The sequence below is a fragment of the Sphingomonas sp. UYP23 genome, assembly GCF_054059235.1.
In genome coordinates this window covers 4,013,713-4,038,276 of record NZ_JBSSBX010000001.1, presented here as the reverse complement: position 1 = coordinate 4,038,276, position 24,564 = coordinate 4,013,713, and the positions used below count along the sequence as shown (strand labels likewise).

General features: G+C 67.1%; 17 protein-coding genes and 2 pseudogenes. 8 read left to right on the top strand and 11 right to left on the bottom strand.

Annotation, left to right across the window (positions count from 1 at the left end; genetic code table 11):
• Positions 1-140: 140 nt before the first annotated feature.
• The gene (locus ACVWYO_RS19855; RefSeq protein WP_457355069.1) at positions 141-2,525 is read left to right on the top strand and encodes a hypothetical protein; all 2,385 of its coding nucleotides are present in this window, start codon (positions 141-143) and stop codon (positions 2,523-2,525) included.
• Between the two features lie 21 nt (positions 2,526-2,546).
• Here the strand turns inward: ACVWYO_RS19855 and ACVWYO_RS19850 are convergent, their stop codons facing one another.
• From ACVWYO_RS19850 to ACVWYO_RS19805, 10 genes and pseudogenes are all read right to left on the bottom strand, one after another.
• Positions 2,547-4,013 (bottom strand): efflux transporter outer membrane subunit, encoded by a 1,467-nt coding sequence (locus ACVWYO_RS19850; RefSeq protein WP_457353756.1) that lies wholly within the window; start codon positions 4,011-4,013, stop codon positions 2,547-2,549.
• A 5-nt stretch (positions 4,014-4,018) separates the two neighbouring features.
• Positions 4,019-5,536, bottom strand: coding sequence for a DHA2 family efflux MFS transporter permease subunit (locus ACVWYO_RS19845; protein ID WP_457353754.1), 1,518 nt, complete (start codon positions 5,534-5,536; stop codon positions 4,019-4,021).
• Positions 5,533-6,678: an HlyD family secretion protein gene (locus ACVWYO_RS19840; RefSeq protein WP_457353752.1), complete on the bottom strand. Its 1,146-nt coding sequence runs from the start codon at positions 6,676-6,678 to the stop codon at positions 5,533-5,535. The genes ACVWYO_RS19845 and ACVWYO_RS19840 overlap by 4 nt, the downstream gene beginning before the upstream one ends.
• Positions 6,679-7,047: 369 nt before the next feature.
• Positions 7,048-7,368, bottom strand: coding sequence for a hypothetical protein (locus ACVWYO_RS19835; RefSeq protein ID WP_457353750.1), 321 nt, complete (start codon positions 7,366-7,368; stop codon positions 7,048-7,050).
• A gap of 99 nt (positions 7,369-7,467) precedes the next feature.
• Complete coding sequence (locus tag ACVWYO_RS19830) at positions 7,468-8,769, bottom strand: ABC transporter ATP-binding protein (RefSeq protein WP_457353748.1); 1,302 nt, start codon at positions 8,767-8,769, stop codon at positions 7,468-7,470.
• 10 nt (positions 8,770-8,779) lie between these two features.
• Entirely contained in the window at positions 8,780-10,525 is a 1,746-nt protein-coding gene (locus tag ACVWYO_RS19825; protein WP_457353746.1) for an ABC transporter permease, read from the bottom strand.
• A 1-nt stretch (position 10,526) separates the two neighbouring features.
• Positions 10,527-11,873 (bottom strand): carbohydrate porin, encoded by a 1,347-nt coding sequence (locus ACVWYO_RS19820; RefSeq protein WP_457353744.1) that lies wholly within the window; start codon positions 11,871-11,873, stop codon positions 10,527-10,529.
• A gap of 374 nt (positions 11,874-12,247) precedes the next feature.
• Positions 12,248-14,821 (bottom strand): annotated as a pseudogene (locus tag ACVWYO_RS19815) (HWE histidine kinase domain-containing protein).
• The gene (locus tag ACVWYO_RS19810) at positions 14,814-15,368 is read right to left on the bottom strand and encodes a biliverdin-producing heme oxygenase (RefSeq protein ID WP_457353742.1); all 555 of its coding nucleotides are present in this window, start codon (positions 15,366-15,368) and stop codon (positions 14,814-14,816) included. Before ACVWYO_RS19810 ends, ACVWYO_RS19815 begins: the two are co-directional and overlap by 8 nt.
• Positions 15,369-15,444: 76 nt before the next feature.
• The gene (locus tag ACVWYO_RS19805) at positions 15,445-16,002 is read right to left on the bottom strand and encodes a DNA-3-methyladenine glycosylase (protein ID WP_457353740.1); all 558 of its coding nucleotides are present in this window, start codon (positions 16,000-16,002) and stop codon (positions 15,445-15,447) included.
• 182 nt (positions 16,003-16,184) lie between these two features.
• On the opposite strand from ACVWYO_RS19805, the gene ACVWYO_RS19800 reads away from it, so the two are divergent.
• From ACVWYO_RS19800 to ACVWYO_RS19770, 7 genes and pseudogenes are all read left to right on the top strand, one after another.
• Entirely contained in the window at positions 16,185-17,387 is a 1,203-nt protein-coding gene (locus ACVWYO_RS19800) for an MFS transporter (RefSeq protein WP_457353738.1), read from the top strand.
• Positions 17,388-17,478: 91 nt separating this feature from the next.
• Positions 17,479-18,732, top strand: coding sequence for an MFS transporter (locus tag ACVWYO_RS19795; RefSeq protein ID WP_457353736.1), 1,254 nt, complete (start codon positions 17,479-17,481; stop codon positions 18,730-18,732).
• Positions 18,733-18,895: 163 nt separating this feature from the next.
• Positions 18,896-19,939 carry a rod shape-determining protein gene (locus ACVWYO_RS19790; protein WP_457353734.1) on the top strand — a complete coding sequence of 348 codons (1,044 nt, stop codon included), beginning with the start codon at positions 18,896-18,898 and terminating at the stop codon, positions 19,937-19,939.
• Between the two features lie 85 nt (positions 19,940-20,024).
• The gene (locus ACVWYO_RS19785; RefSeq protein WP_010186626.1) at positions 20,025-20,297 is read left to right on the top strand and encodes a DUF1488 family protein; all 273 of its coding nucleotides are present in this window, start codon (positions 20,025-20,027) and stop codon (positions 20,295-20,297) included.
• 106 nt (positions 20,298-20,403) lie between these two features.
• Positions 20,404-20,793, top strand: coding sequence for a hypothetical protein (locus ACVWYO_RS19780; RefSeq protein WP_457353731.1), 390 nt, complete (start codon positions 20,404-20,406; stop codon positions 20,791-20,793).
• Positions 20,705-20,947 (top strand): annotated as a pseudogene (locus tag ACVWYO_RS19775) (hypothetical protein); the annotation flags it as partial. The gene ACVWYO_RS19780 and the pseudogene ACVWYO_RS19775, both read left to right, overlap by 89 nt.
• Before the next feature lie 18 nt (positions 20,948-20,965).
• Positions 20,966-23,110, top strand: a complete 2,145-nt coding sequence (locus tag ACVWYO_RS19770) for a M1 family aminopeptidase (RefSeq protein WP_457355067.1) — start codon at positions 20,966-20,968, stop codon at positions 23,108-23,110.
• 86 nt (positions 23,111-23,196) lie between these two features.
• On the opposite strand, the gene ACVWYO_RS19765 is transcribed toward ACVWYO_RS19770, so the two are convergent.
• Positions 23,197-24,516, bottom strand: coding sequence for an MFS transporter (locus tag ACVWYO_RS19765; RefSeq protein ID WP_457353729.1), 1,320 nt, complete (start codon positions 24,514-24,516; stop codon positions 23,197-23,199).
• Between the last annotated feature and the right edge of the window lie 48 nt (positions 24,517-24,564).

Genomic DNA, 24,564 nt, shown 5'->3' with positions numbered 1-24,564 from the left:
CAGCCTGGAACGTCAGCCCTCTTTTGCACCAGCCGGGCCCGCCCGCCGCGTGCGGGGTTGCGGCGGCTCGGCTTCAGCCCCATTGTCGCCACACGCCAACGGCATAGGCCAAGGCAAACTGAAACTGGGCCGTGGACACCGTGTTGCGTTTTTCCCCTATCGTCGGCCTGCTCGGTCTGCTGCTGGCGGCACCCGCCGTCGAGGCGGCATCGTCCTCGTTCGATCTAATTGGCCCACGGCTCGACGTCACCGTGCTGCGCGATGGCGTCACGTTGCCGCTCGAGCGCGTGCCCAACCTCGCCGAAGGCGACCGCATCTCGATCAAGCTCGCAGCACTGCCGGGGCATGACGAACATTACCGGCTGATCGCCGTGTTCCTGCGCGGTGCGGTCGACCGCCCCGGCAAGGACTGGTTCCGCGAGGCCGAGAGCTGGCGCGACAAGAACGCCAGCCTGTCGCTCGTCGTCCCGAAGGACGCGCAGCAGCTGCAGGTGTTCATCGTCCCCGAGCGGGGCGGCGGAGCCGGTGCGGTCATCAGCGCGGTGCGCAAACAGCCTGGTGCGTTCGTCCGCGCCGCGCAGGAGCTCAATCAAGCCTCACTCGATCGCGCCCGGCTCGACACCTTTTTGAGCGAGATGCAGCGCGCCGAGCGCAAGAACCCCGAAAGCCTCGCGACCGTCTCACCGGTGCTGACGCGCAGTCTCGCGGTCAAGCTCAAGGCCGAATGTCTCGTCCAGCCGACCGAAGTGCAGTCGGCGTGTCTTACCGGCGACCGCGAGACGCTGTTGCTCGCCGACACGCACAGCTCGGCGCTCGCTGACACGCTGGCCGGCGCACCGACCGATCTCGCTTTCCAGCTCAGCGCCACGCCGCAAGCCGGTTATGGCTCGTACAGCTCGTATATCGGCGTGGTACGCGACGTGTTCCGCTTGTTCGGCGCGTTCCAATCGACCCAGTTGCAATTCATCCCGGCGCTCGCGCAGCAGCGCGAGGGTCATGTGACGGTGTTGCTCAACACGCCGGTCTCGTTCGCCAAGCCGACCTCGGTGATGGTCGTCGCGCTCCCCGCGATCGAGGCGCCCAAGCCGCCGCCGCTGCGCCAGCCGCTCCCCGCGACGATGCTGTGCGCGGCGCCAGGGCTGGTGCTGCCGGTCGAAGGCGCGCCGCTGGTCTACGCCACGGGGTACGCGCACGACATGGTGCTGCGCCTGAAGCGGCTCGACGGGACGCAGGCCGAAATGCCGGTCCGCGCCGATCCCAGCCTCGGTGGCTTCATCGCGACGGGCGACATTCCATTCGGCCCGTTCGGCCAGGTCATCTCGGCGCAATTGCATGGCGCTTGGGGATTTTCCTCGTTCGACGGCCCGAGCTTCGGGTTGACCAAACCCGGCGACGGCACCTGGAAGGCAACCGATCGCACCGCGCTCGTCGTCGGCCGCTCGAACGAGTTGCAGCTGACCGGCGGTAGCGCAGGCTGCGTCACCAAGATCGGGCTGCGCCGCGGCGATGGTCCGGTCGAGCCGCTGACCTGGAAGCAGGCGGGCGCGCACGGGATCGTCGCAACCGTTCCGCTCGAACAGGCCGAGCCCGGCACGGTCTCGATCGTCGTCGAGGAAAAGGGCGTCGCGACCGCGACCGAGGTGCCGCTGCGCGCACTGCAGCAGGCCGGCAGCGTCGACGAGCTGAGCTTCCATGCCGGCGACGATCAGGCCACACTCACCGGAACGCGGCTCGACCAGGTCGTCGCGGTGACGCTCGGCTCGCTCACCTTCCAGCCCGGTGCGCTCACCCGGGTCGGCAAGCAGGACCGTGTCGTCCTTCAGGCGAGCACCCCGGCGAGCGCGATGGCGCTCGCTGCCGGAACGACGCTTCCCGCCGACATCAGCTATGCCGGAGGACGGCACAAATCGCTCAACGTCACGATCGCGCCACGTCGCGTTTCGGCGACGCTCGTCCGGGTGACCGCCCGTGCGCCGGTCCGCGACGGCGTCTTGCCGATCGCTCTGCCGGAAAACGCGGTCTTCGCGCAGGATGCAAAGCTAACGTTCGCCTTCCACCTCGACGATCCCGCGCCCTTGTCCGGGCGTGAAACGATCGAGATCAGCACGCTCGATGGCCGGTCGAGCACGACCGTCACGGCGGGCAAGGGCTATGATCTGCAGGATGCCAAGACCGGGATCGTCTCGCTCGACCCCGCCGAGGCGCTCGGCCCGACCGGCTATGGGGCGCTCCGCTTCCGCATCGCCGGGGATGGTGCCGGGTCATCATGGACACCGTTGGCTACGGTTGTTCGGCTCCCCGAAATCCATGCGATCAGCTGCGCGGCGCGCAAGGCCTGCAAGCTGACCGGCAACCGTTTCTTCCTGATCGACGCGGTCGGCACGAATGCCGAGCTGCAACCGAGCCAGGCGATACCCGACGGCTTCGTGGCGACCGAGATCACCACTCGCGCCAGTGCCGACGGGCGGATCTTCCTTCGGCTGCGCGATGCCCCGCAAGCGATCGCGACGGTCACCGCCCCCTGAAGGCGGGCCCCGCCGCCGTGCTCAGCCCGCGCCTGGCCGCTCGCTGGCAGTGCCGGTCCAGCCCCCTGCCGTCGCGACATAGAGCCGCGCGACGTTGAGGAACTGCCGCGTGCGGGCAAGCACCAGGCCGTTGCTGGCGCGTTGATACAGGCGCTCGGTTTCCAGCACCTGGAGGATGCCCGAATTGCCGACCTGATAGCTGCGCCGCGACAGATGCCGCGATCGCTCGGCGACCGACACCGATTCGCTCTGATTGACGACCGAGCGTGCATCGCTCTGGATCGCGGAAAGCAGATCGGCCACTTGGCCGAAGGCGCTCAGCACGGTCTGCTGGTAGGTCGCCTCGCTTGCTTTGGCGCGATTGATCGCCGCCGCCCGCTGCGCCTTGAGCGTCCCGCCATGGAAGATCGGCGCGGTTACGCCGGCGAAGATGTCGTATCCACGGAACGCATTCTTGACGAGATCGCCGATCCCCGGCGCCCCCTGGGTCAGCGTCGCGCCGAGCGTGATGTCGGGATAAAGCCGCGCCGTCGCCACACCCACACCCGCCGCCGCGGCATGGAGATCGGCCTCGGCCTGAAGGATATCGGGTCGGCGATGGACCAGCTCGGACGGTAGCGCGACCGGGATCGCGGCGGGCAAGGTCAGTTTGGCGATGTCGAACTCGGTCGCACCGAGCTCCGACGGCGCGATGCCGACCAGCGTCGCAAGCATATGCCGCGCCTCGGCCAATTGCTGCTCGAGCTGCGGGATGTCGCCGCGGTCGGCGGTATATTGGCTTTGCGCGTTGAGCACCTCGACGAGCGTACCCTCCCCGCCCTGCCGCCGCTTTTGCGTCAGATCGACGTTGCGCAGGTCTTCGGCGAGCAAGGCGTTGGCGGTCGCGATCTGCGCGCGGATCGCAGCGACGGTGAGGACCTGGTTGACCACCTGTCCGGCGATCGAGAGATGGGCGGCCTCGGTCTGGCGTTGCTGGGCTTCGACCTGCGCGGCGCTTTGCTCGACCTGGCGGCGCAGCCCGCCGAACAGGTCGAGATCGTAGCTGATCCCGCCGCCGACCGAATAGAGGTGGAATTCGGGATTGCCGCCCGGCGCGAGTGGATTGTTGCCCGAAAACCCGAAACCGGCAAGATTGACCTGTTCCTGATCGACGCGCGCGTTCGCGTCGATCTGCGGCAGACGCCGACCCGCGACGGCGCGCAGTTCGTCACGCGCCGCGGCAAGCGTCGCATTGCTGGCCGCCAGGCTGCGATTGTTGGCGATCGCGCGGTCGACCAGCGCATCCATCTCGGTCGATCCGAACGCGGTCCACCAGCGCTGCGTCGGGCCAGCGCCGAGTGTGACGGCGGGCGCGCCGCGCACCGCGGCACGTTGCTCGCTGGACGGCCGATAGCCCGTCTCTCCCGGCGCCTGCGGGCGCACGAAATCGGGGCCGACGGTGCAACCCGCCAGCGCGGTGGCGGCGAGGAGGATCGGGAGCAAGCGCATTGGCATCAGTCCATATGGATCGTTGGGCCGTCGCCCGCGCCTTTGCGCGGACCGCGCATCAGCAGGAGCAACGGGATTACCGCGAGCGTGAGCACGAACAGCAGCCAGAACGCGTCGATATAGGAAACCATCGACGCCTGCCGCGTGACCTGTGCGTTCAACGCCGCGACCGCGCTCGGCACGTCGAAATCGAAGCCTTGCGCGAGCGCGGGGTTGTCGGGCCGGACGCCCTCTATCAACCGCGAATGGACCGCGGCGGCGTTGCGGATCGTCAGCGCCTGCAGCACCGAGATGCCGACCGCCGAGCCGATGTTGCGCGTCAGCGTGAACATCGCCGCGCCCTCGTTGCGATATTTGACGTCGAGCGTCGCGAACGCGATCGTCGTCAGCGGTACGAAGACGAGGCCCGTGCCGAGCCCCTGGACGAAGCCCGATACGATCACCAGCCGCTCGCTCATCTGCAGCGAGAAGCCCGCCATGATGTAGAGCGAGATCGCCGCCAGGGCGAAGCCGACGAAGATCAGCAGCCGCGCATCGACGCGCTTGATGATCCGCCCAACGATGATCATCGAGATCAGCGTGCCGATCCCGCGCGGCGCGGTGACGAGCCCGGTCAGCACCACCGGATACCCCATCAGCGTCTCGAGCATCGTCGGCAGCAGCGCGAGCACGCCAAACAGGACCGTGCCGAGGAAGAAGCCGAAGATCGAGCCTGTGAGGAAGTTGCGATCCTTGAACATGCCGATGTCGATGAACGGCTTCTTCGCGGTCAGCGTATGGACGACGAAGAGATAGCCGAAGAACAGCGCGAACCCCGCCTCGATGCAAATCTCGAGCGAGCTGAACCAGTCCTTGGTCTGCCCGCGGTCGAGCATCAACTGGAACGCGCCGATCGCGAGCGTCAACAGCGCGAAGCCGAACACGTCGAGCCGGGGCCGCACCGCGTCCTTGGTCTCGGTGAGGAATCCCGACAGGCCGACAAAGGCGAGGATGCCGATCGGCAAATTGATGTAGAACACCCAACGCCAGGTGAGATTGTCGGTCAGCCAGCCGCCGAGCGCCGGGCCGATGATCGGGCCGAGGATCGCGCCCATGCCCCACACCGCCATCGCCGGGCCGTGGCGCTCGGGCGGGTTGATGTCGAGCAGGATCGCCTGGCTCATCGGCACCAGTGCGGCGCCGAACACGCCCTGTAGAAGTCGGAAGCCGACCAGTTCGCCCAGGCTGTTGGCGAGACCACACAGCCCCGACACGACGGTAAACCCGACGATCGACCACAGCATCAGCCGCTTGCGTCCGAAGCGGCCAGCGAGCCAGCCGGTCAATGGCGTCATGATCGCCGCCGCAACGATGTAGGACGTCAGGACCCAGGTGATCTCCTCGCTCGACGCCGAGACGCTGCCCTGGATATGCGGCAGCGCGACGTTGGCGATGGTGCTGTCGAGCGAATTCATCACCGTCGCCGCCATCACCGATGCGGTGATCAGGTTGCGGACGGCGGGGACCGGATAGGCGCTGGTCATCGGACCGGCGTCGCGGCGCCGAACAGGTGACGCTGATAGCCGGTATCGACCGTAACCTCGACGCTCAGCCCGGCATGCAGCGGGATATCGCGCGGCAAGTGGTCGATGCTGAACTCGATCGGCAGGCGCTGGACGACCTTGACCCAGTTGCCGGTCGCATTTTCGGGCGGGAGCAACGCGAAGCTGTTGCCGGTGCCGGGGCTGAAGCTCGCGACCCGGCCGGTCAGCTCGAGATCGGGAAAGGCATCGACCTTGAAGGTCGCGCGCTGGCCGACACGCATATGATCGAGCTGGTTTTCCTTGAAATTGCCTTCGACCCACAGCCGTGTGCCGGCGAGCGTGAAAACGGGCTTGGCCGCCGAGACATAGCTGCCGAGCTGGAGCTGATCGACCTTGGTGACGATGCCGTCCTGCGCCGCCCGGACCGTCGTATAGCCAAGGTTGAGCCGGGCGCGTTCGAGCGCCGCCTGTGCGCGCTGCACCGACGGCTGGCGCTCGGTCGGCGCGCTGACGCTGCCGGTCAGCGTGGCGGCGACGCCGGCATTTTGCTGGACCGACGTCTGGATCTGCTGGCGCGCGGTCTGCGCGGCCAGCACCGCCTGGTCATATTGCGCCTGCGACGAAATGCCTTCGGCGAGCAACGCCTTCTGGCGTGCCGCCTCGCGCTGAGCGTAAGCGAGCTTGTCGCGGCCGGCCTGGAGCGTTGCCTCGCCCTCGCGATAGCTCGCGCGGACCGAGGCGACCTGCGTGCGGGCGCTGGCCAGTTCCGCTGCAGCTTCGTCGACTGCCGCCTGATAGGGCGCAGGGTCGATCCGGAACAGGACATCGCCTGCCTTGACGCGCTGGTTGTTGTGGACGGCGATCGCGACGACGGGGCCGCTGACATTGGCGCTGACCGAGACCAGGTCCGACTGGATATAGCCATTGTCGGTTGCTTCGTAGCGGCCGCCGCTCAGATAGAAATACATGATCACGAGCACCGCGACGATCGGCGCGAGCAGCAGCAGGGGCGTCCGCAACCGACGCCGCGCGCTGGGCTGGCGGTCGGCGGATTGCACCACGGGTGCCGGCTCGACGATCGGTGGGGCGTCTTCCAGCGCGGGATAGTCTGCCGAACGACCTGGCGAATCTTCCAAGCTCATACTCTCTGCTCTCGAAAAGCATTGGGTCCGCGGACCACACGTCGGACGCGAATAGCCCCTGCAACCGCGGTCGCGCCTAGCCGCTTCTGTCGATTACATGCAAGCAGATAATATGCATGCTTATGTTATGAAAGGGGCGCGAGATATTCGGAAAGGATGTCCGCTCCGGGCGCTCTGCACGGGGCGAACGCACCACCCGGTTTTCGTCGGCGGATCATCGATGCTCCGCTTGCGAGGACGACGACCCCATCGCGGAGCTCAATATTTTGCTTTAGAGCGGGGAGCTTACGCTAGAATTGACGATGCAGGAACACAGAAGGCCAGCGCGCGGCCGGTCTTTTCTAACGCGAATGAGGGGCACGCCTCCGTCTAGGCGCAGACCTGCTCATAGCTTTGGATCTGTGGTATCCATACGGACTCGCAGCCCACGCTGTCGTCGGCATACGCATCGTCGTAGCCGTAACTGCCATAGCCGCCGTAGCTGCGGCCGCCACGATAGCTTGCGCGGATACCGCCATCGCGTCCGCCGCCACGGCGCAGGCTGCCGCCACCGTGGCCACCGCTACCGCCCATATGCGAGCCGCCCCCGCCGCCGCCCTGCGCTCCACCGCCGCGTTGCGCGCGCGCAGGAGACGCTGCCAGCAGCGCAATCCCGGCGATCGACGTAAAGCGAACGATAGAGGGCTTCATCGACGGATCCTCGGGGCGTGTCCCTCACCATGTCGATATAGGCAGCCCGCCTTTGCCTTTTGGTGGCACGGCTCGAACCGCCCCCGAATGCGCCGTCGATCAGGCTGGATCGTCGAGCGAAAACAAATCGCCGTCATCGTCGAACGCGAACAGTTCGGCATAGCGCCCCCACTCGGTCACCGTGCGCAGCGTCGTCGCCGCGAAATCGGGCGACATATGGTCCTCGAGTTCGTCGCGGAACCGCCGGGCGGGCGCCTGATGGCTCGGGCGCTCGTCGAGCACGCCGCGGATGTGGCGCGCAAGCCGGACATGGGTTTCGAGCGTGCGGCGGAAATTGGCCTTGCGTTGATCGACATCCTCCTGCGCGAAGGCCGCGCCGTGCTTGGTCAGTACCGCGTCGCCATCATCGATATCGACGAACTGCAACATCTGCAGCGTCTCGACGATCGGGAAAAGGTCGTCGATCTCGAGCTGGAGCGTGTCGGCCAGCGTGGCGAGCGGCGCGCGTCCTTCGAACGGTGCGGCCTCGATCTCTTCGATCAGGCCCGCCAGGCTGTTGATCGACACGTCGGGCAGCGGTCGATCGAGCCCATGTTCGGGCAGCGTTCCCGGGAGCGCAACGGGAACGACTGCGCGCTGCGTCATGCGTGCATAGATCTGCTCGACCAGCTCGCGGAATTCGGGATCGAGCCGGTCGCGTGGCTGCGGCAGCGAGACGGTGAACTCGGCCGCGATCCGGCCGGGATTGGACGAAAGCACGAGAATTCGGTCGCACATCAGCACGGCCTCCTCGATATTGTGCGTGACGATCAGCACGGAGGCGATGCCGAGCTTCCCCTCGCCCCACAGGTCGAGCAGATCGGTACGCAGCGTCTCGGCAGTGAGCACGTCGAGCGCCGAGAAGGGCTCGTCCATCAGCAGCAGCGACGGTTCGACGACGAGCGCGCGCGCAAGCCCGACGCGTTGCCGCATCCCGCCCGACAATTCCTTGGGAAAGGCGTTCTCGAAGCCGTCGAGCCCGATGAGATCGATCGCCGCGAGCGCGCGGGTACGCCGTTCCTCGGCCGCCACACGCTGCGCCTCCAGCCCGAGCTCGACATTCTGCAGCACCGTCAGCCACGGGAACAGCGCGAAGGACTGGAACACCATCGACACCGAGCGCGGCGCACCCTCGGCGTCGGGGACGAAGCGCAGCTCGCCGCTCGACGGGCGGACCAGCCCGGCGATCGAGCGCAGCAGCGTCGACTTGCCCGAGCCCGAGCGGCCGAGCAGTCCGACGATCTCGCCTTCGCGGACGGCGAGCGCAACGTCTTCGAGGATCGGCGGGCCACCCTGATCGCCCCCATAGCTATGGCTGACATGCTCGAGCGTGACGACGGGGCGGGCGGTGTGCGGAATCATGGCAAGGTCCTCAGGACAGGCGCAGACGGCGTTCGGAGAGGCGATAGAGCGGACGGAACAGCAGGCGGTTGATGGCGATGACGAACACCGACATCACCATGATACCGAGCAAGACGCGCGCGCCGTCGCCTGCAGCAGTGGCATCGGCGATATAGCTGCCGAGCCCTTGCGCGCGCAGCCGCGTGCTGCCCCACGACACGGCTTCGGCGACGATGCTCGCATTCCACGATCCACCCGAGGCGGTCAGCGCGCCGGTGACGTAATAGGGGAAGATCCCCGGAAGGATCAGCCGCCACCACCATTGCCAGCCCCGTACCCCGAACATCTGTGCTGCCTCCCGCATATCGCTCGGGATAGCGCTCGCGCCGGCGATCACGTTGAACAGGATGTACCATTGTGTGCCGAGCACCATCAGTGGCGACAGCCAGACATCCGGGTTGGCATGGAAATACACGATCGCGACGACCGCGATCGGGAACAGCACATTGGCCGGGAACGCCGCGAGGAATTGCGCGACGGGCTGGATCCGCGACGTCCAGCGCGGCCGCAGCCCGACCCACACGCCGATCGGCACCCATACGAAACTCGCCAAGATGATCAGCACGATCACGCGCAGCAGCGTGATGAGACCAAACCGCAACGCCGCCCATGCGTCGCCGAGCGACAATGTCTGGTGCAGAAAATCGATCGCATAGCCGGTTGCGGCGAGCGCGCTCAGCGCGACCACGGCAGTCCACAGCCGCATCCCGCGGGCCGCGGGCTTCTGCGCCTTGGTCGTGAACTCGCGTTGTTGCGCGATCGGGCGGCGCGCGGGTTCGAGCAGATAGACCATCTGCCCGACCGCACGCAGCGGGGCGGTGAACGCCGGGAGCAGCCGCGCCCGGCGGAACAGATCGAACAGCCAAGATTTCGGCGGGGCCACACTGGCCGTCTGCTCGACACGGAAGCGATCGGCCCAGGCGATCACCGGGCGGAAGACGAGTTGGTCGTAGAGCAGGATGACCACCGCCATCGCCCCGACCGCGAGCGCGACCGCGCTGAGATTGCGCTGCTCGATCGCGATCGCCAGCCAGGAGCCGATCCCCGGCAGCATGATCTGCGTATGCCCGACGCTGATCGCCTCCGACGCGACGACGAAGAACCAGCCGCCCGACATCGACATCATAGCGTTCCACACCAGCCCCGGTGCGGCAAACGGCAATTCGAGCCGTATCAGCTTGCGCAACGGCGACAGGCCGAAGCCGCGCGCGACTTCGTCGAGATCGGCCGGGACCTGGCGCAACGACTGGTACAGGCTGAACGCCATGTTCCACGCCTGGCTGGTGAAGATCGCAAAGATCGCCGCGCATTCGACTCCGACGCGACTCCCAGGAAAAAGCCCCATGAAGGCGGTCACGGTGAAGGTCATGAACCCCAGCACCGGGACCGACTGGAGAATGTCGAGCGCAGGGATGATCACCAGTTCGGCGCGGCGGCTCTTGGCGGCGGCGGTTGCGGCGACCAGCGTGAAGACGAACGATGCCGCCAGCGCCGCGAACAACCGGAGCGTCGTCAGCAGCGCGTAGCGCGGCAGTTGCCACGCATCGAGCACGACTGGCTCGAGCCGAAGCTTCGCGAGCGGCTCGGTCGCGTCGTTGACCCCCGCCGCGATCGCCACCCCGGCCGCGGCCAGGATCGCGAACAAGGCGGCATCAGGCCAGTCGAGCCGCACTTTCAGACGCCGCGGCGAAAAGCCGAGAAAACCGGGCGTTTGCATGTCAGAATGCTCCATGCAGGCGCAAAGCGGCGATGTTTGCCGGCCCGCGATCGCGATTGTAGCCCGGATTGGCGATGTGCTGCGCGTCGAGCGTCGCATCGACACCCGGCAGGACGTGCACGGCGTAATAGAGCTCGGCGATCTCCTCGCTGCCCGCATCGGGCAGCCGCGCATCGCCGACGAGCACGCCGATCCCACCCGCGGCGAGATAGCGCTGATGCTCGGCCGAGATCCCGTTGACGACGAGCGCGAGCCCGATCCGGTCCGACGCGCGCCCCCAGCCCTTGCCCGCGAGCACCGCGCCAAGCTGCGCCGTGCGATCGATATCGGTAAAGTCGTACGGCTCGATTCCGCCATCCGACCAGCCGAGACGGCCGAAGATCCCGAGTGTCCCCGTCAGTTCCTGCTCGGCATTGGCATAGACGCCGAGCCGCGTTCGCCGCCCGCGCACCAGCGCGGTATCGACCGGGGCAGCGCTCGCCACGCCGAGTGCCAGCGCGTCGTCGAACCGCCCGAACTGCCCGCGGTTGCGGAACACGCCCAGTCGCACCGTACCTGCGCGCTGCCCGAAGCTGTGACGATGCTCGACTTCGCCATCGAGTTGATACTGGCCGAAGCCCCGCTCGAGCGTTTCGCCATTGGGCACACGCGACAGGTTGAACGCGCCGAGGCGAACGGTCCAATGCCCGCGATAGGCTTCCAGCGCCGCGCCGGTCGAATAGCCCCACGCGTCCGCGGCGTAATCGAAGCTCCCCGCATCGACGACCGACCAGTTGAGGAAATCGGCGCGCGGATCGTGTGCGTAGCGGTTCGAATCGAAGACGTCGCCGACGCCGACCTTGCCGACGGTGAGGACGAGCCGATCGACCGCGCGCGACCCGCCGAGCTGGTTGGACGACGCCGTTACCGCCTCACGCTCGCTGCCGAGACCGATCGTCTGGCGGAAGAACAGGCGCTGCAGGCGGAAATAGGGTGTGGACTTGCCGACCTTGTACGCCTCCGCACTCGGGAATCCGGCAGCGCCGAGCGTGTTCGACAGGCCGAAGCCCTGATCGATCTCTGGGTTGGCCCACACCTCCACGCCCTGCCACGGGCGCACGCCGACATAGGCGGTGATGTCGGCGGTCTCCTTGGTCTGCCGGGGCGCGAGGCTGTTGGGGCCCGAGTACGGTGAGGCGAAGCCCCCTACCCCCTGGACGACAAAGGTCGCCTGTCCGTGGAGCGCAAAGCTCTGCGGATCTCCAGCTTGCGCGTCACTGGTCTGCGCAGCCGCGGGGTTGGTGGCGAGCAGCAGCAGGCTACCGAGCGGCGCGATCGAAACATGCGGCAGCACGATGCCCTTTGGCATGCGCGGCCGAAACGGCGCGTCAGCGACGCGCACGGGGGAATACGATGCGCGCTTGGGCGCGAAACAGGGTCATCGGCGAAATCCTCGGGTCTCGTGGTTCGAGCCCGCCGGGGATCGCCTCAGGTCAGCAGGATGCTACCCGTGACGACCCGGTCGGGCCCAGGATTCCGGCAATCGGCAGCGCAGAAGCCGAGGCTTCTACTGTCGCCGTCTCCGGACAAGGGGCTAGATCGGGGCATCGGGTTCCTGTGTGGAAGAGGCATCAAAGCGATACCGAATCGAGCGATCGATCGCGATATCGCGCGGCGCCTAGCAGCTTGCGGAGCGCACGCACAGTGTTTGTGCGGCAGTGCAGTATAATGCGTGCCGGGGGCTCAGTCGGTCGCGTCCGGCCCCAGCATCTCGTCCATCGCGCGCGCGACATTCTCGAGCGTGTAGGGCTTCTGCACGACCATGCGGTCGCGATGATCCGCCGGCAGCTTGGCCTGCTCGCCATAGCCGGTCGCGAACAGGAAGGGCACGCCGAGCGCGAGCAGCCGATCGGCGATCGCAAAGCTGTTGCGGTCGCCCAGATTGATGTCGAGCATCGCGACCGCCGGCTTGCTCTGCTCGATCGCATCGAGCGCACCGTCGACCGTCGCTGCGGTGGTGACGGTCTCGGCGCCAAGTCGCGTGACGATGTCTTCGGCATCGAGCGCGATGATCAGGCTATCCTCGACCAACAGGACGTCACGGCCCTGCAGCATCCGATCGGGCATCACCGAGGGGAGCCCCGGGGCGGGTCGGGCCAAGCGGACCGGCTGTTCGATCCCGGCCGGCGGATCCGACACATGGCGCGCGGGAATGCGGAACCACGCTACCACCCCCTCGGGCCGATATTCGACATCGGCCGTTCCGCCGATATCATAGGGCACCGAGCGGTGGATGATCGTCGTGCCGAATCCCTTGCGCGTCGGCGGGGCGACCACCGGGCCGTCGGACTCGCGCCAGGTGAAGTGCAGGTCCTCCGCCGCGTCGCGCTCCCAACTGATCGTCACGCGCCCCTCCGGCACCGACAGGCTGCCATATTTGGTCGAATTGGTGACGAGTTCATGCGGCACCAGCGCCATCGTCGAATACGCCTGCGGATTGAGCAGAACAGGCGCACCATTTGAGATGATCTTGTCGCCATCGGCGAGGAAGGCGGCGGCCTCGGCGTCGATCAGCGCCTGCATCGGCGCTGGACCCCAATGGTCGTCGGTGATCTGATTGTGCGCCCGCGCCAGCGCGTGGATCCGCCCGTCGACCACCTTGACGAAATCCTGGACGACATTCTCGGCCGGCTGCGACTGCCGGATCAGCCCGCGGATCACACCAAGCACGTTGCGCACGCGGTGGTTGAGTTCGGCGATGAGCACTTCCTGCCGCGCGCTGGCCTGCTGCCGCTCGGCCGAGGCCTCATCGGCGAGCCGCAGCACGACCTCGATCAGCGTCGCGCGCAGCGTCTCGGCGACGCGCACCTCGGATGGCGTGAAGGGCAGCGAGCGGCCCTGCACGATTTCCTTTCACTCCGCGAAACTCTCGCGCGGCGACAGGCGTGGACCGTTGACGCCATATTCGACCGGCTTGTGCGGATCCCCCGCCCACCGTACCGATCGCACCATCTCCGAGCGGAACAGCACAACATAGTCGCGCGGCGCACGCGATATCGGGATCGCGAGCAGGCCCGCCGAGGCCGAGGCGAATGTCTCCGCACCCGGCAGGATCGCGGCGATCCGGTCGGTTGCGAAGACCTTGCCGGCCGCGGTGCTGTTCAGCGCGCGGATGATCCGGCGGAACGCCTCGGCCGACGGCGTGACCCCCGAAAAGGCGAGATTCCCGCCGATCGACACGCCGACGCCGTCCGCTGCGATGGCGCGCGTCAGGATATCGCCAAGCCAGTCCGGGTTCTTCAGCAGCGTATCGTCGGACGCGACCGCGCCGAGGAGCTGATCCGCAATATCGCGGGCGCCGCGCTCGAATTCGACGGTCGCCTGGCGCTCGCGGCTTTCGAGCCGCATCGCGAACATCTGCGCGAACAGTTCGCTGATCGAACGCCGCTCGAAGGTCGGACAGCGGGGCGCGTAATGGTGGCAGGCAAACAGGCCCCACAACTTGCCGTCGACCAGGATCGAGATCGACAGCGACGCTTGGACGCCCATATTCTTGAGATATTCGATGTGAATCGGCGATACCGAGAGCAGCACCGAGAGCGAGAGGTCGAGCGGCTGACCCGACGCGTCTCGCGCCGGAACGATCGGCACGGGCTGGTCATCGACGTTCGCGATGACGCGCAACAGGTTGCGCTTGTACATGGCACGCGCCTGAACCGGAATGTCGCTGGCGGGATAGCGCAGCCCGAGGAGCTTGCCGATCCCGGCTTTCACCGCCTCGGCGACGACCTCGCCGGAATCGTCGGCCGCGAAGCGGTAGACCATCACGCGGTCGAAGCCGATCAGCGCACGGACCTGGCGTGCACCTTCGCGGAAGAAGGCGTCCATATCGGCGCATTGATCGAGCCGCGAGATCATCGAGCGCACCATGCCGCTGGCATCGCCATATTCGCCCGATGCCGGTTCGGCCTCGATCACGATCTGATCGCCGGAATAATGCATCGCGACGTCGAACGGCTGCCGGTCGGGCAACAGCGTAATGTCGAACATCCGTTCGACCGCGTCGGCGCCGCGCAATATCGCCGCGCGGTTGCGCAGATCTTGGATGACGGACGACGAGAGGATTTCGGAAAGCGGGAGCCCGATGAGATTCTCCGGGCTGTGCCCGATATACGCGGCGATATTCGCCGATGCGCGCGCGACGAGCCAGTCGGCGGTCAGCGCAAGCAGGAACCCGATCGGCTGGATCGCGCCAAGAATATGGATCGGTTCCCGATCACAGTTCGTGAGATCGACGGTTCCGAAGTCGTCAGCCAAAGTCCCCGTCCCTTACAAATCGCTGCCCGCTCGCCTCGAACAACGCAAACACGTCACGCGCCGCGGCGACCGCGACGGAACGCTTTACCGCACTATCGAGCCGCCCGTCGAGCAGCTGGAGCAGGCTGCGCCAGGCGGCCGAGTCTACACCGCCCAGGAAGCGCGTCGGGAAGTCGGCCGGAACCGAGCGTTGGAGCATCGTCCCACCGAGGCGCGATCCTTCCAGGACATAGAGACCGCCAAGCACCGCCGCCTCGCCATCGAAGGCGATCGTTCCGGCGGGGTCGGGTGTGGCGAGACCGAGCGCCGCGAGATCGGCCCGGATCAAATCGCCGCGCTGGCGGGCTTCCCAATCGGGGACGATGCCGGCGACGCCGCCCGCGGCCAGCGCACCTTCGACCGGAATGTGCGCGGCCGCCTGCGCGCTGAGAAACGCGCCGTACTCGCGTCGATCATCGAGTTTGACCCGCGAGAAGATCCGATCGACCTGGTCGTGCTGGTCGCGCGTTTCGGCTCGCAACAGGGATCGCGCGGTGGTTTCGGGCATCATCGCGCCGTTGTACCGGGTATCGTCCTGAATGTAACCGTACTCGGTCAGGCCCGGATCGATCCGCGCAGCGCTTTCAGACGGGCCTGCTGAGATACCGCGACCCGGCGAGGCAAAAGCGCCAGGGCGTTGCCGCCGCCTTGGTGATCCCGATCCGCGGCCCGGCGACGATCCGTGATGGCGTAGCGGGCGCCGTCAAGGCGAAGGGGGCCTGGTCGAGCGGCGCGCCGTCCAACGCCGCATCGACGCCGAGCGCCTGTGCCAGCCGCCCGGGGCCGCTGCACAGCAGCCGGTCGGCGATCGCCCCGCGCCGCGCGCGCATCACGTCGATCCCGGACAGCGGCTCGACCGCGCGGATCAGCACCGCACTGCCCGGCTGATCGCGCGCGCAAACGAGGTTCAGGCACCAGTGCAGACCATAGATCCGATAGACATAGGCATGGCCGACCGGGCCGAACATCGCGGCATTGCGCTTCGTCGCGCCGCCGAAGCTGTGCGAGGCGGGATCACCGGCGTCATACGCCTCTGTCTCGACGATCCGGCCGCCGACGCCATCGATGCACAGTTCGGCACCGATCAGCCCGCGCGCGACGCTGACCGCGTCCTGCGCAAAGAAATCCCGCGAAATCGTCACCGCGGCCGATCCCTCTGAACCGATCGGGCGGCACGCGCTTCGCGTCGATCGCGGAAAGATTGTAATGGCGTCACCGCGCTCGGCTTGTATGGGGCGGAGCGCGCGGATCAACCCCCTGCACTACGGAGAGGCTGCTGAATCGCCCGTCGCCGCTGCTCGGCGACGGATCAAGGAGCCTGTCCATGCCTGCCCTTTCCCCGACCGCGGCGCGCCCCGCGGGAGTCCGGCATGTCGGCCTGGTTCATTTCGCGCTGGCCGTCGGCGGTTTCGCGATCGGGACGACCGAGTTCGCGACGATGAGCCTGCTTCCCTATTTCGCGCGCGATCTGCATGTCGACGAGCCGAGCGCGGGGCATGTCATCAGCGCCTATGCGCTGGGCGTGGTCGTCGGAGCGCCATTGATCGCGATCCTGTCGGCCAAGCTGCCGCGGCGTACGCTGCTGATCGGCCTGATGACGGTGTTCGCGATCGCCAACGCGCTGTCGGCGCTCGCGCAATCCTATACGATGCTGCTGCTCGTGCGTTTTCTCAGCGGTTTGCCGCACGGTGCCTATTTCGGCGTGGCGTCGCTGGTCGCGGCGTCGCTGGTTCCGCCCGAACGGCGGACTCAAGCGGTCGGGCGGGTGATGCTGGGGCTGACGGTCGCGACGATCATCGGCGTGCCGGTCGCGACCTGGTTGGGACAGGCATTCGGCTGGCGCTTCGGCTTCGCGATCGTCGCGGTGCTTGCGCTGATCACTGCGGGCTTAGCGATCGCGATCGTGCCGCGCGACCGTCCTCAGGCCGGGGCGAGCCCGTTGCGCGAGCTCGGCGCGTTGCGACGCGGGCAAGTGTGGCTGACGCTCGGCATCGGCGCGATCGGCTTTGGCGGGCTGTTCGCGGTCTATACCTATCTGACCGCGACGCTCACCGCGGTGACGCACGTTCCCGCCGCGCTCGTTCCGGTCGTGCTGGCGGCGTTCGGGCTCGGTATGACCGTCGGCAATCTGGTCGTCCCACGCTTCGCCGACAAGCGGCTGATGCCGACCGGCGGCGCCCTCCTGCTGTTCATGGCGGTGATCCTCGCGCTCTACACCATCGCCGCCCACAATTTCATCGCGGTCACGCTCGACGTCTTTGCGATCGGGCTCGGCGGGGCGCTCGGGACGGTGTTGCAGACGCGGCTGATGGACGTTGCAGGCGACGCGCAGACGCTGGCGGCGGCGCTCAATCATTCGGCCTTCAATGTCGCCAATGCGCTCGGGCCATGGCTCGGCGGGATGGCGATTGCCGCCGGCTTCGGCTGGACCTCAACCGGCTGGGTCGGCTGCGGCCTCGCGCTTGGCGGGTTTGCGATCTGGTGCGTGGCGGTCGTGCTGAGCGCGCGGGAGCGACGCGCGGCTTAGGCCGGGGCACCTTCGGCCGACGAAACGTCCGCCTGTCGGGACAAGCGCAGGACGCCTTCGACAAGCCGCGCCGACGCCCGTAAGAAGCGCCATGCCCACCGCCTCGACCCGCCGCATCCTCCTCGCCAGCCTGATCGGCACCTCGGTCGAGTTTTACGATTTCTACGTCTACGCGACCGCGGCGGCGCTCGTAATCGGCCCGCTCTTCTTTCCGGCGAGCGATCCCGGCGTCCAGATGATCGCCTCCTATGCGAGCTTCGGCCTCGCTTTCTTCGCGCGACCGCTTGGCGCCGCGGTGTTCGGCCATTTCGGCGATCGGCTCGGCCGCAAATCGACGCTGGTCGCCTCGCTGATGCTGATGGGCGGATCGACCGTCGCGATCGCCTTCCTGCCGACCTATGCGCAGATCGGCTGGATCGCGCCGCTGCTGCTGTGCATCCTGCGCTTCGGCCAGGGGCTCGGGCTCGGCGGCGAATGGGGTGGCGCCTCGCTGCTCGCGGTCGAGAATGCGCCCAGGGGGCACGAAAATCGCTGGGGGATGTTCCCGCCGCTCGGCGCGCCAATCGGCTTCATCGCGGCGAACGGCTTCTTCCTGCTGCTCGGTGCGACGCTGACTCCCGAGCAATTCATTGCCTGGGGCTGGCGCCTCCCCTTCCTCGCCAGTGCTGTGCTCGTCGTGCTGGGGCTGTGGGTGCGGCTCAAGCTCAGCGAGACGCCGGCGTTCTGCGAGGCCGCGGCGCACGACGCGCTGCCGCCGGTGCCGATCGCCGAGCTGTTCCGCCACCATCTGCGCGCGACGCTCGCCGGGACGGGCGCGGTGATCGCCTGTTTCGCCCTCTTCTATCTGACCACCGCCTTCGCGCTGAGCTATGGCACGACGACGCTCGGTCACAGCCGCCAGGCGTTTCTCGGGATCGAGATCGGCGCGATCCTGTTCCTCGCGCTCGGCGTCATCGTGTCGTGCACGCTCGCCGATCGCACCGGCGCGCGACCGATGCTCCGCTGGGGGTTTCTGGGGTGCGCAGTGTCGGGACTGCTGATGGGGCCAATGCTCGGCGCGGCGTCCCTGTGGATCGTGTTCGCATGGCTCGCGCTGTCGCTGTTCGCGATGGGTTTTGCCTATGGCCCGCTCGGCGGGTGGCTGCCCTCGCTGTTCGACGCCGGCGTGGGCTATACCGGCGTGTCGATCGCGTTCAATCTCGGCGGGATTCTGGGTGGCGCGCTCGCCCCGATCGCGGCGCAGAAACTCGCCGAGGCGGGCGGGTTGAACCTGGTCGGCATCTATCTCGTCGGTGCCGCGCTGCTGAGCCTCGGCGGGCTGGCGCTGCTCAAACCGACACGTTGAGCGGGTTGCGCGCGCCGCTCTGGCCCGCAACTTGCCGCGCGAAACGATCGGCGGGTCGGAAGCGCGCTTGACCGGCGGCGCGGCGGCACCCACGGAGTCGTCCAAAGCCTGCGCCGGGAGCCTTTCCGGCGGCCAGACCACGCAAACATAATCGAGACCTATCATGTGGCCGGCGCGGCTCTTCACTTTCTCTTCGAACGACATGGCGATCGACCTCGGCACGGTGAACACTTTGGTCTACCTGCGCGACAAGGGGATCGTGCTCGACGAACCCTCGGTCGTCGCGCTCGAGACGATCGACGGCGTGACCAAGCTGCGTGCGGTCGGCACCGATGCCAAGCTGATGATGGGCAAGACGCCCGAGGAAATCCGTACGATCCGACCGATGCGTGACGGCGTGATCGCCGACATCGATGTCGCCGAACAGATGATCAAACATTTCATGGACAAGGCGCTTGGCGGCGCGAGCCGGATGCCGCGCCGCCACAAGGTCGTGATCTGTGTTCCCTCGAGCTCGACGCAGGTCGAACGCCGCGCGATCCGCCAGGCCGCGACCAACGCCGGCGCCGCCAACGTCCTGCTGATCGAGGAACCGCTCGCCGCGGCGATCGGTGCCGGCATGCCCGTTACCGAGCCGATCGGCAGCATGGTCGTCGATATCGGCGGCGGCACGACCGAAGTCGCGATCCTGTCGCTGCGCGGCCTTGCCTACAGCACCTCGGTGCGTGTCGGGGGCGACAAGATGGACGATGCGATCGCGTCGTACATCCGCCGCAAATACAACCTCATGATCGGCGAGGCGACCGCCGAGCGGGTGAAGATGACGATCGGCATGGCGCGCAAGCCCGAGGACGGTGTCGGCCTGACGATGAACGTCCGCGGGCGCGGGCTCGTCGGCGGGATCCCGACCGAGATCGAGATCAACCAGGCCGAAGTCGCCGAGGCGCTCGCCGAACTCGTCGCGCAGATCGTCGAGGCGGTAATGAACGCGCTCGAGCAGACGCAGCCCGAACTCGCCGCCGACATCGTCGATCACGGCATCGTGATGACCGGGGGCGGCTCGTTGCTGCGCGAGCTCGACACCGTCCTCGCGGACGCGACCGGGCTGCCCGTGGTCGTCTCGGAAAACGCGCTGACCTGCGTCGTCACCGGTGCCGGCCGCGCGCTCGAAGATACCGTGTTCAGCGGCGTGCTCAGCGAAAGCTGATACCGCGAGGGAACCTCCACCGCGTACTTGCGCTTGGACAAGCGCACGGGCACATCGCGCCCTCACACGATCTGGAGCATTCTGCATGGCCGCCGACAAGATGGATATTCTGCACTCGAGCCTGCTCGACAATGACGATGAGCGCGTCGTCGAATTCATGGGCGAAGTCGATGGCGAGGAATATCAGTTCGCGGTGCAATATGCCGTGCTCGAAGCGCTGAGCGGCGACGCGCCCGAGGACGACGCGATCGAGCAATTCAACCGCTTTGAGGATTCGATCGCCGAAGCCGGCCTCGTCGCCCTCGCGCGCAACAGCGATCAGGCGATGATCGTGATCAGCGAAAACGATCTCGAATAATCTGCCGCGCCATGTCGGGTTCGCCCGGCATGGCGTTCGCTCCCATCCCTTGCGGGCCGTGTCTTAGCTGGATAAACCACGAGCATCCTCGTGGAGACACCGTCCGATGCGCGCTCGCCTGCTTTTGTCCACTGCAGCCTGGCTGCTCGCGTTCGCCACGACGGCGCAGGCCGAGACTCCGATAACCCCCGACGCGGCGGCGCCCAAGGGCAAGCTCCCCGATACCGCGCGCCCGACCGCTTACCGCCTGTCGTTCATCATCGACCCCGATCAGCCGCGCTTCAGCGGTGAGGACGAGATCGACATCACGGTCAAGGCACCGACTTCGGTGCTGTATCTCCACGGCCGCGATCTCAACGTCGCTGGCGTCCTCGCCAAGGTCGGCGGCAAGGTCATCGCGGCGCGCTATACCCAGGTCGACAAGACCGGCGTCGTCCGGCTCGATTTCGCCTCGCCCTTGCCCGCCGGCGCCCGCGACGCTGAGTTTCTTCTATGACGGCGCATTCGGCAATGGCGCGTCCGGCCTCTACCGCGTCAAGGTCGCGGACAAATGGTACAGTTGGACGCAGTTCGAATCGATCGACGCGCGCGCCGCATTCCCGAGCTTCGACGAACCTGGCTTCAAGACGCCGTTCACGCTGCGCGTCATAACCAAGGTCGGCGATCGCGTGACAGGCAACGCCCCCGAGACTGAGGTCCGGCCGCTGAAGGTTGATCCTCAGTCCGGCGCGGCAAAATTCCTGCGCGCCGCAGGCAAGTCCGTCCCCGCCGCGATGGAAGAGCATGTCTTCGCGCCGACCCGTCCGCTGCCGACCTATCTGGTCGCAATCCATACGGGGCCGTTCGTCCGAGTCGACGGCACTGTCGCGCCCGATCCCGAGCGGAGCACGCCGCTGCCGCTCGGCGCGGTCGCGACGCAGCCGCAGAAGGACAAGATGGGCTATGTGATGACGGAGACGCCGCGCATCGTGCAACTGCTCGAACGCTATTTCGGCGAGCCCTTCCCTTTCCCCAAACTCGACCAGATCGGCTCGCCGATCATGCCCGGTGCGATGGAGAATGCCGGGGCCGATACCTATGGCGACGGCATCATCTATCTCCCGCCCAATGCCTCGACCGGCAGCAAGCAGGAGTTCGGCATGGTCGTCGCGCACGAACTCGCGCACCAATGGTTCGGCGATCTCGTCACGCCCGCCTGGTGGGACGACATCTGGCTCAACGAGAGCTTCGCCAACTGGATGGGCTACCGCATCGGCAACGAATGGCGGCCCGAGCTTAACATCGGCGTCGGCGGGCTGGCCGAAGGCTTCTCCGCGATGAACACCGATGCGCTCGAGGTCGGCCGCCCGATCCACCAGGCGATCGCCACCAATGGCGAGATCGACAGCGCGTTCGATTCGATCACCTATGGCAAGGGCGGCCATGTGATCGCGATGATCGCCGCCTATCTCGGCGACGACAAATTCCGGGAGGGCGTGAGACTGCATCTCAAGCGCCACGCTTATGGCAATGCCACGTCGGAGCAATTCTTCCAGAGCCTCGCCGATAGCGCGCAGGACCCGCGGGTGCTGGCAGCGCTCAAGAGCTTCGTCGATCAGCCCGGCGTGCCGGTGCTCGATCTCGCGCGCAATGGCAGCCAGTTCACCGCCACCCAGTCGCGCTACGCCTTCCTTGGCTCGACCGCGCGCGCCGAGCATTGGACGATCCCCTTCTGCTACCGCCCGATCGACGGTGAGCGCGCCTGCACGCTGATCGACCGGCCGAGCATCACCTTCGCCGCCCCGGCGGGCGGTGCCTTCGTGCCCAATGCCGGCGGGACGGGCTATTATCGGTTCAATCTTGCCCCCGCCGACTGGCAGGCGCTGATCGCGCGGTCGGCCGCGCTCAAGCCCGCCGAGGCGCTGGCGGTGCAGGACAGCCTGTGGGCCGCCTTCCGGGCCGGCAAGGTTCCCGCCGCGTTCCTCGTGACCGCGGCAAAGGCGATGGCCGCCAATCCCGATTCGAACGCGGCGATCAATGGCGGCGCGCGCCTTTCCGGACTGCGGTCGCGTGGGCTGATCGCCGATGCGCAAAGCGCCGCCTATCGCCGGCTGATCGGATCGCTCTACGCGCCGATGCTTGCCAAGATGGGGTTCGACCCGGCGGCCGGCGCGCATGCTGCCGACACGCCCGATCGCCAGAAGCTGCGCCAGTCGCTCGTGTCGCTCGTCGCCGACGATGCCGAAGACAAAGCGGTCGACGATCGCCTCGCCGGTGCGGCGACGCGCTATCTCGGTGGCGACCAGCAGGCGCTAGACCCCGCTTTTCTCGGCGCGGGCTTCGCCGCCTATGCGCGTCGAGGCGGCTTGCCGGCCGCGCGCAAGCTGGTGGAGGTCGCTTTAGCGAGCGAAGACTCGGACGTTCGCGCATCAGCGCTCGTGGCCGCCGGGTCGACCGGGCGGCGCGACGTGCAGGACTATCTGCTTGCGCTGTCGGACCCGAGGCTGCGCGGCTACGATCGGCTCGTCGTGATCCAGTCGCTCACCGGCACGCCCGGCACGGTCGAAAGCGCGGGCGACTGGCTGCTGGCGCATTATGACGCGCTTCGCAGCGGCGGAAACGGCGTCTTCATCACCAGCCGCTTGCCCGGCGCGCTCGGCAGCCAGTGCGGGGTCGACCGCGCCGCGAAGATCGAAACCGTACTCGGCCCCAAGGTCCGCGCCGCCGAGTCGGGCGTGCTCGAATTCGAGCGCGTGGTCGAGTCGATCCGCCACTGCGGCGCGCTGCGCGACGCCAAGGCCGGCGAAATCGCCGCGGCGATCGACGCCAGCTGAAGTCGCCCCAAACGAAAAACGCTTCCCCGGCGATGACCGGGGAAGCGTCTTGACGTCTCGCTTTATCGACGGTCGGGCAGCACCGATCAGGTGCGGCTCGCCAGCTCCTTGTTGAGCCACAACGCCAGCAACGTCGCGAGCGCACCCGACAGCAGATACGCGCCGCCCGCGACAAGCCCGAAGCGCGATGACAGGAACAAGGCGACGAGCGGCGCGAAGCCCGCGCCGACCAGCCAGGCGATGTCCGAGGTGAGCGCCGCGCCGGTATAGCGCGACTCGCCGGAGAATTCCGACGCGACCACGCCCGACGACTGGCCGAACGAAATGCCGAGCAACGCGAAGCCGAGCACCATGAAGATCACTTCGCCAAGCTCCCCCGCGGCGAGCAGCTGCGGCGCGAAGCCCGAGAAGACCGCGATCGCCGCCGCCGAAGCACCGAGCAACGTACGCCGCCCGATCCGATCGGCGAGATAGCCCGACGCCACGATTGCAATGACCCCGATCGCTGCGCCGACGACCTCGATGACGAGGAAGCGCTCGGGATTGCTCTCGGTGTAGAGGAACACCCACGACAGCGGGAACACCGTCACCATGTGGAACAAGGCGAAGCTCGCCAGCGGCGCGAACGCGCCGAGCGCGATCGTGCGGCCCTGCTTGCGGACGGTCTCGAGCACCGGCGCGGGGATCAGGTCGCGGCTGGTGAACATGTCCTGATAGTCCGAGGTGCTGACGATGCGGAGCCGGGCGAACAGCGCGACGACGTTGATCGCAAAGGCAACGAAGAACGGATAGCGCCAGCCCCAGTCGAGGAAATCGACCGCCGACAGCGTGCTGGTAAAATAGGCGAACAGCCCCGCGGCGACCATCAGGCCGAGCGACGCGCCGAGCTGCGGGATCATCGCATACCAGCCGCGCTTGTCCTGCGGCGCGTTGAGCGCGAGCAACGACGACAGGCCGTCCCAGCTCCCGCCGAGCGCAAGCCCCTGGCAGATCCGCAGGAAGGCAAGGATGAACGCGGCATAGACGCCGATCTCGGCATGGCCCGGCAGGAAGCCGACCGCCACGGTCGATCCGCCGAGCAGGAACAGCGCAATCGTCAGCTTGGTGCCGCGACCATACATATGGTCGATCGCGAGGAAGATCATCGAGCCGATCGGTCGCGCGATGAACGCAAGCGCGAACAGGCCGAACGAATAGAGCGTGCCGGTCAACCGATCGACATAGGGGAAGATCATCGTCGGGAAGACGAGCACCGAGGCGATCGCGTAGACGAAGAAATCGAAGAACTCGGACGTGCGCCCGATCACCACGCCGATCGCGATCTCGCCCGAGGAGACATGCTCCTGGTTGATCCGGCTGGCGTCGGCCTCGATCGCGCGCGACGTCGGGGTGTGGGTGGCTTGCATCGGTATTCGAACTCCCGGCCATGATCGCCGTTTATCGTGCTCCCCTAC

Excerpts from the sequence above, each read along its gene's own strand:
- ACVWYO_RS19835 (WP_457353750.1), bottom strand. The coding sequence starts at position 7,368 with ATGAAGCCCTCTATCGTTCGCTTTACGTCGATCGCCGGGATTGCGCTG.
- ACVWYO_RS19795 (WP_457353736.1), top strand. The coding sequence starts at position 17,479 with ATGCCCACCGCCTCGACCCGCCGCATCCTCCTCGCCAGCCTGATCGGC.
- ACVWYO_RS19825 (WP_457353746.1), bottom strand. The coding sequence starts at position 10,525 with ATGCAAACGCCCGGTTTTCTCGGCTTTTCGCCGCGGCGTCTGAAAGTG.
- ACVWYO_RS19765 (WP_457353729.1), bottom strand. The coding sequence starts at position 24,516 with ATGCAAGCCACCCACACCCCGACGTCGCGCGCGATCGAGGCCGACGCC.
- ACVWYO_RS19850 (WP_457353756.1), bottom strand. The coding sequence starts at position 4,013 with ATGCGCTTGCTCCCGATCCTCCTCGCCGCCACCGCGCTGGCGGGTTGC.
- ACVWYO_RS19810 (WP_457353742.1), bottom strand. The coding sequence starts at position 15,368 with ATGCCCGAAACCACCGCGCGATCCCTGTTGCGAGCCGAAACGCGCGAC.
- ACVWYO_RS19845 (WP_457353754.1), bottom strand. The coding sequence starts at position 5,536 with ATGACCAGCGCCTATCCGGTCCCCGCCGTCCGCAACCTGATCACCGCA.
- ACVWYO_RS19785 (WP_010186626.1), top strand. The coding sequence starts at position 20,025 with ATGGCCGCCGACAAGATGGATATTCTGCACTCGAGCCTGCTCGACAAT.
- ACVWYO_RS19820 (WP_457353744.1), bottom strand. The coding sequence starts at position 11,873 with ATGCCAAAGGGCATCGTGCTGCCGCATGTTTCGATCGCGCCGCTCGGT.
- ACVWYO_RS19800 (WP_457353738.1), top strand. The coding sequence starts at position 16,185 with ATGCCTGCCCTTTCCCCGACCGCGGCGCGCCCCGCGGGAGTCCGGCAT.
- ACVWYO_RS19790 (WP_457353734.1), top strand. The coding sequence starts at position 18,896 with ATGTGGCCGGCGCGGCTCTTCACTTTCTCTTCGAACGACATGGCGATC.
- ACVWYO_RS19840 (WP_457353752.1), bottom strand. The coding sequence starts at position 6,678 with ATGAGCTTGGAAGATTCGCCAGGTCGTTCGGCAGACTATCCCGCGCTG.
- ACVWYO_RS19830 (WP_457353748.1), bottom strand. The coding sequence starts at position 8,769 with ATGATTCCGCACACCGCCCGCCCCGTCGTCACGCTCGAGCATGTCAGC.
- ACVWYO_RS19780 (WP_457353731.1), top strand. The coding sequence starts at position 20,404 with ATGCGCGCTCGCCTGCTTTTGTCCACTGCAGCCTGGCTGCTCGCGTTC.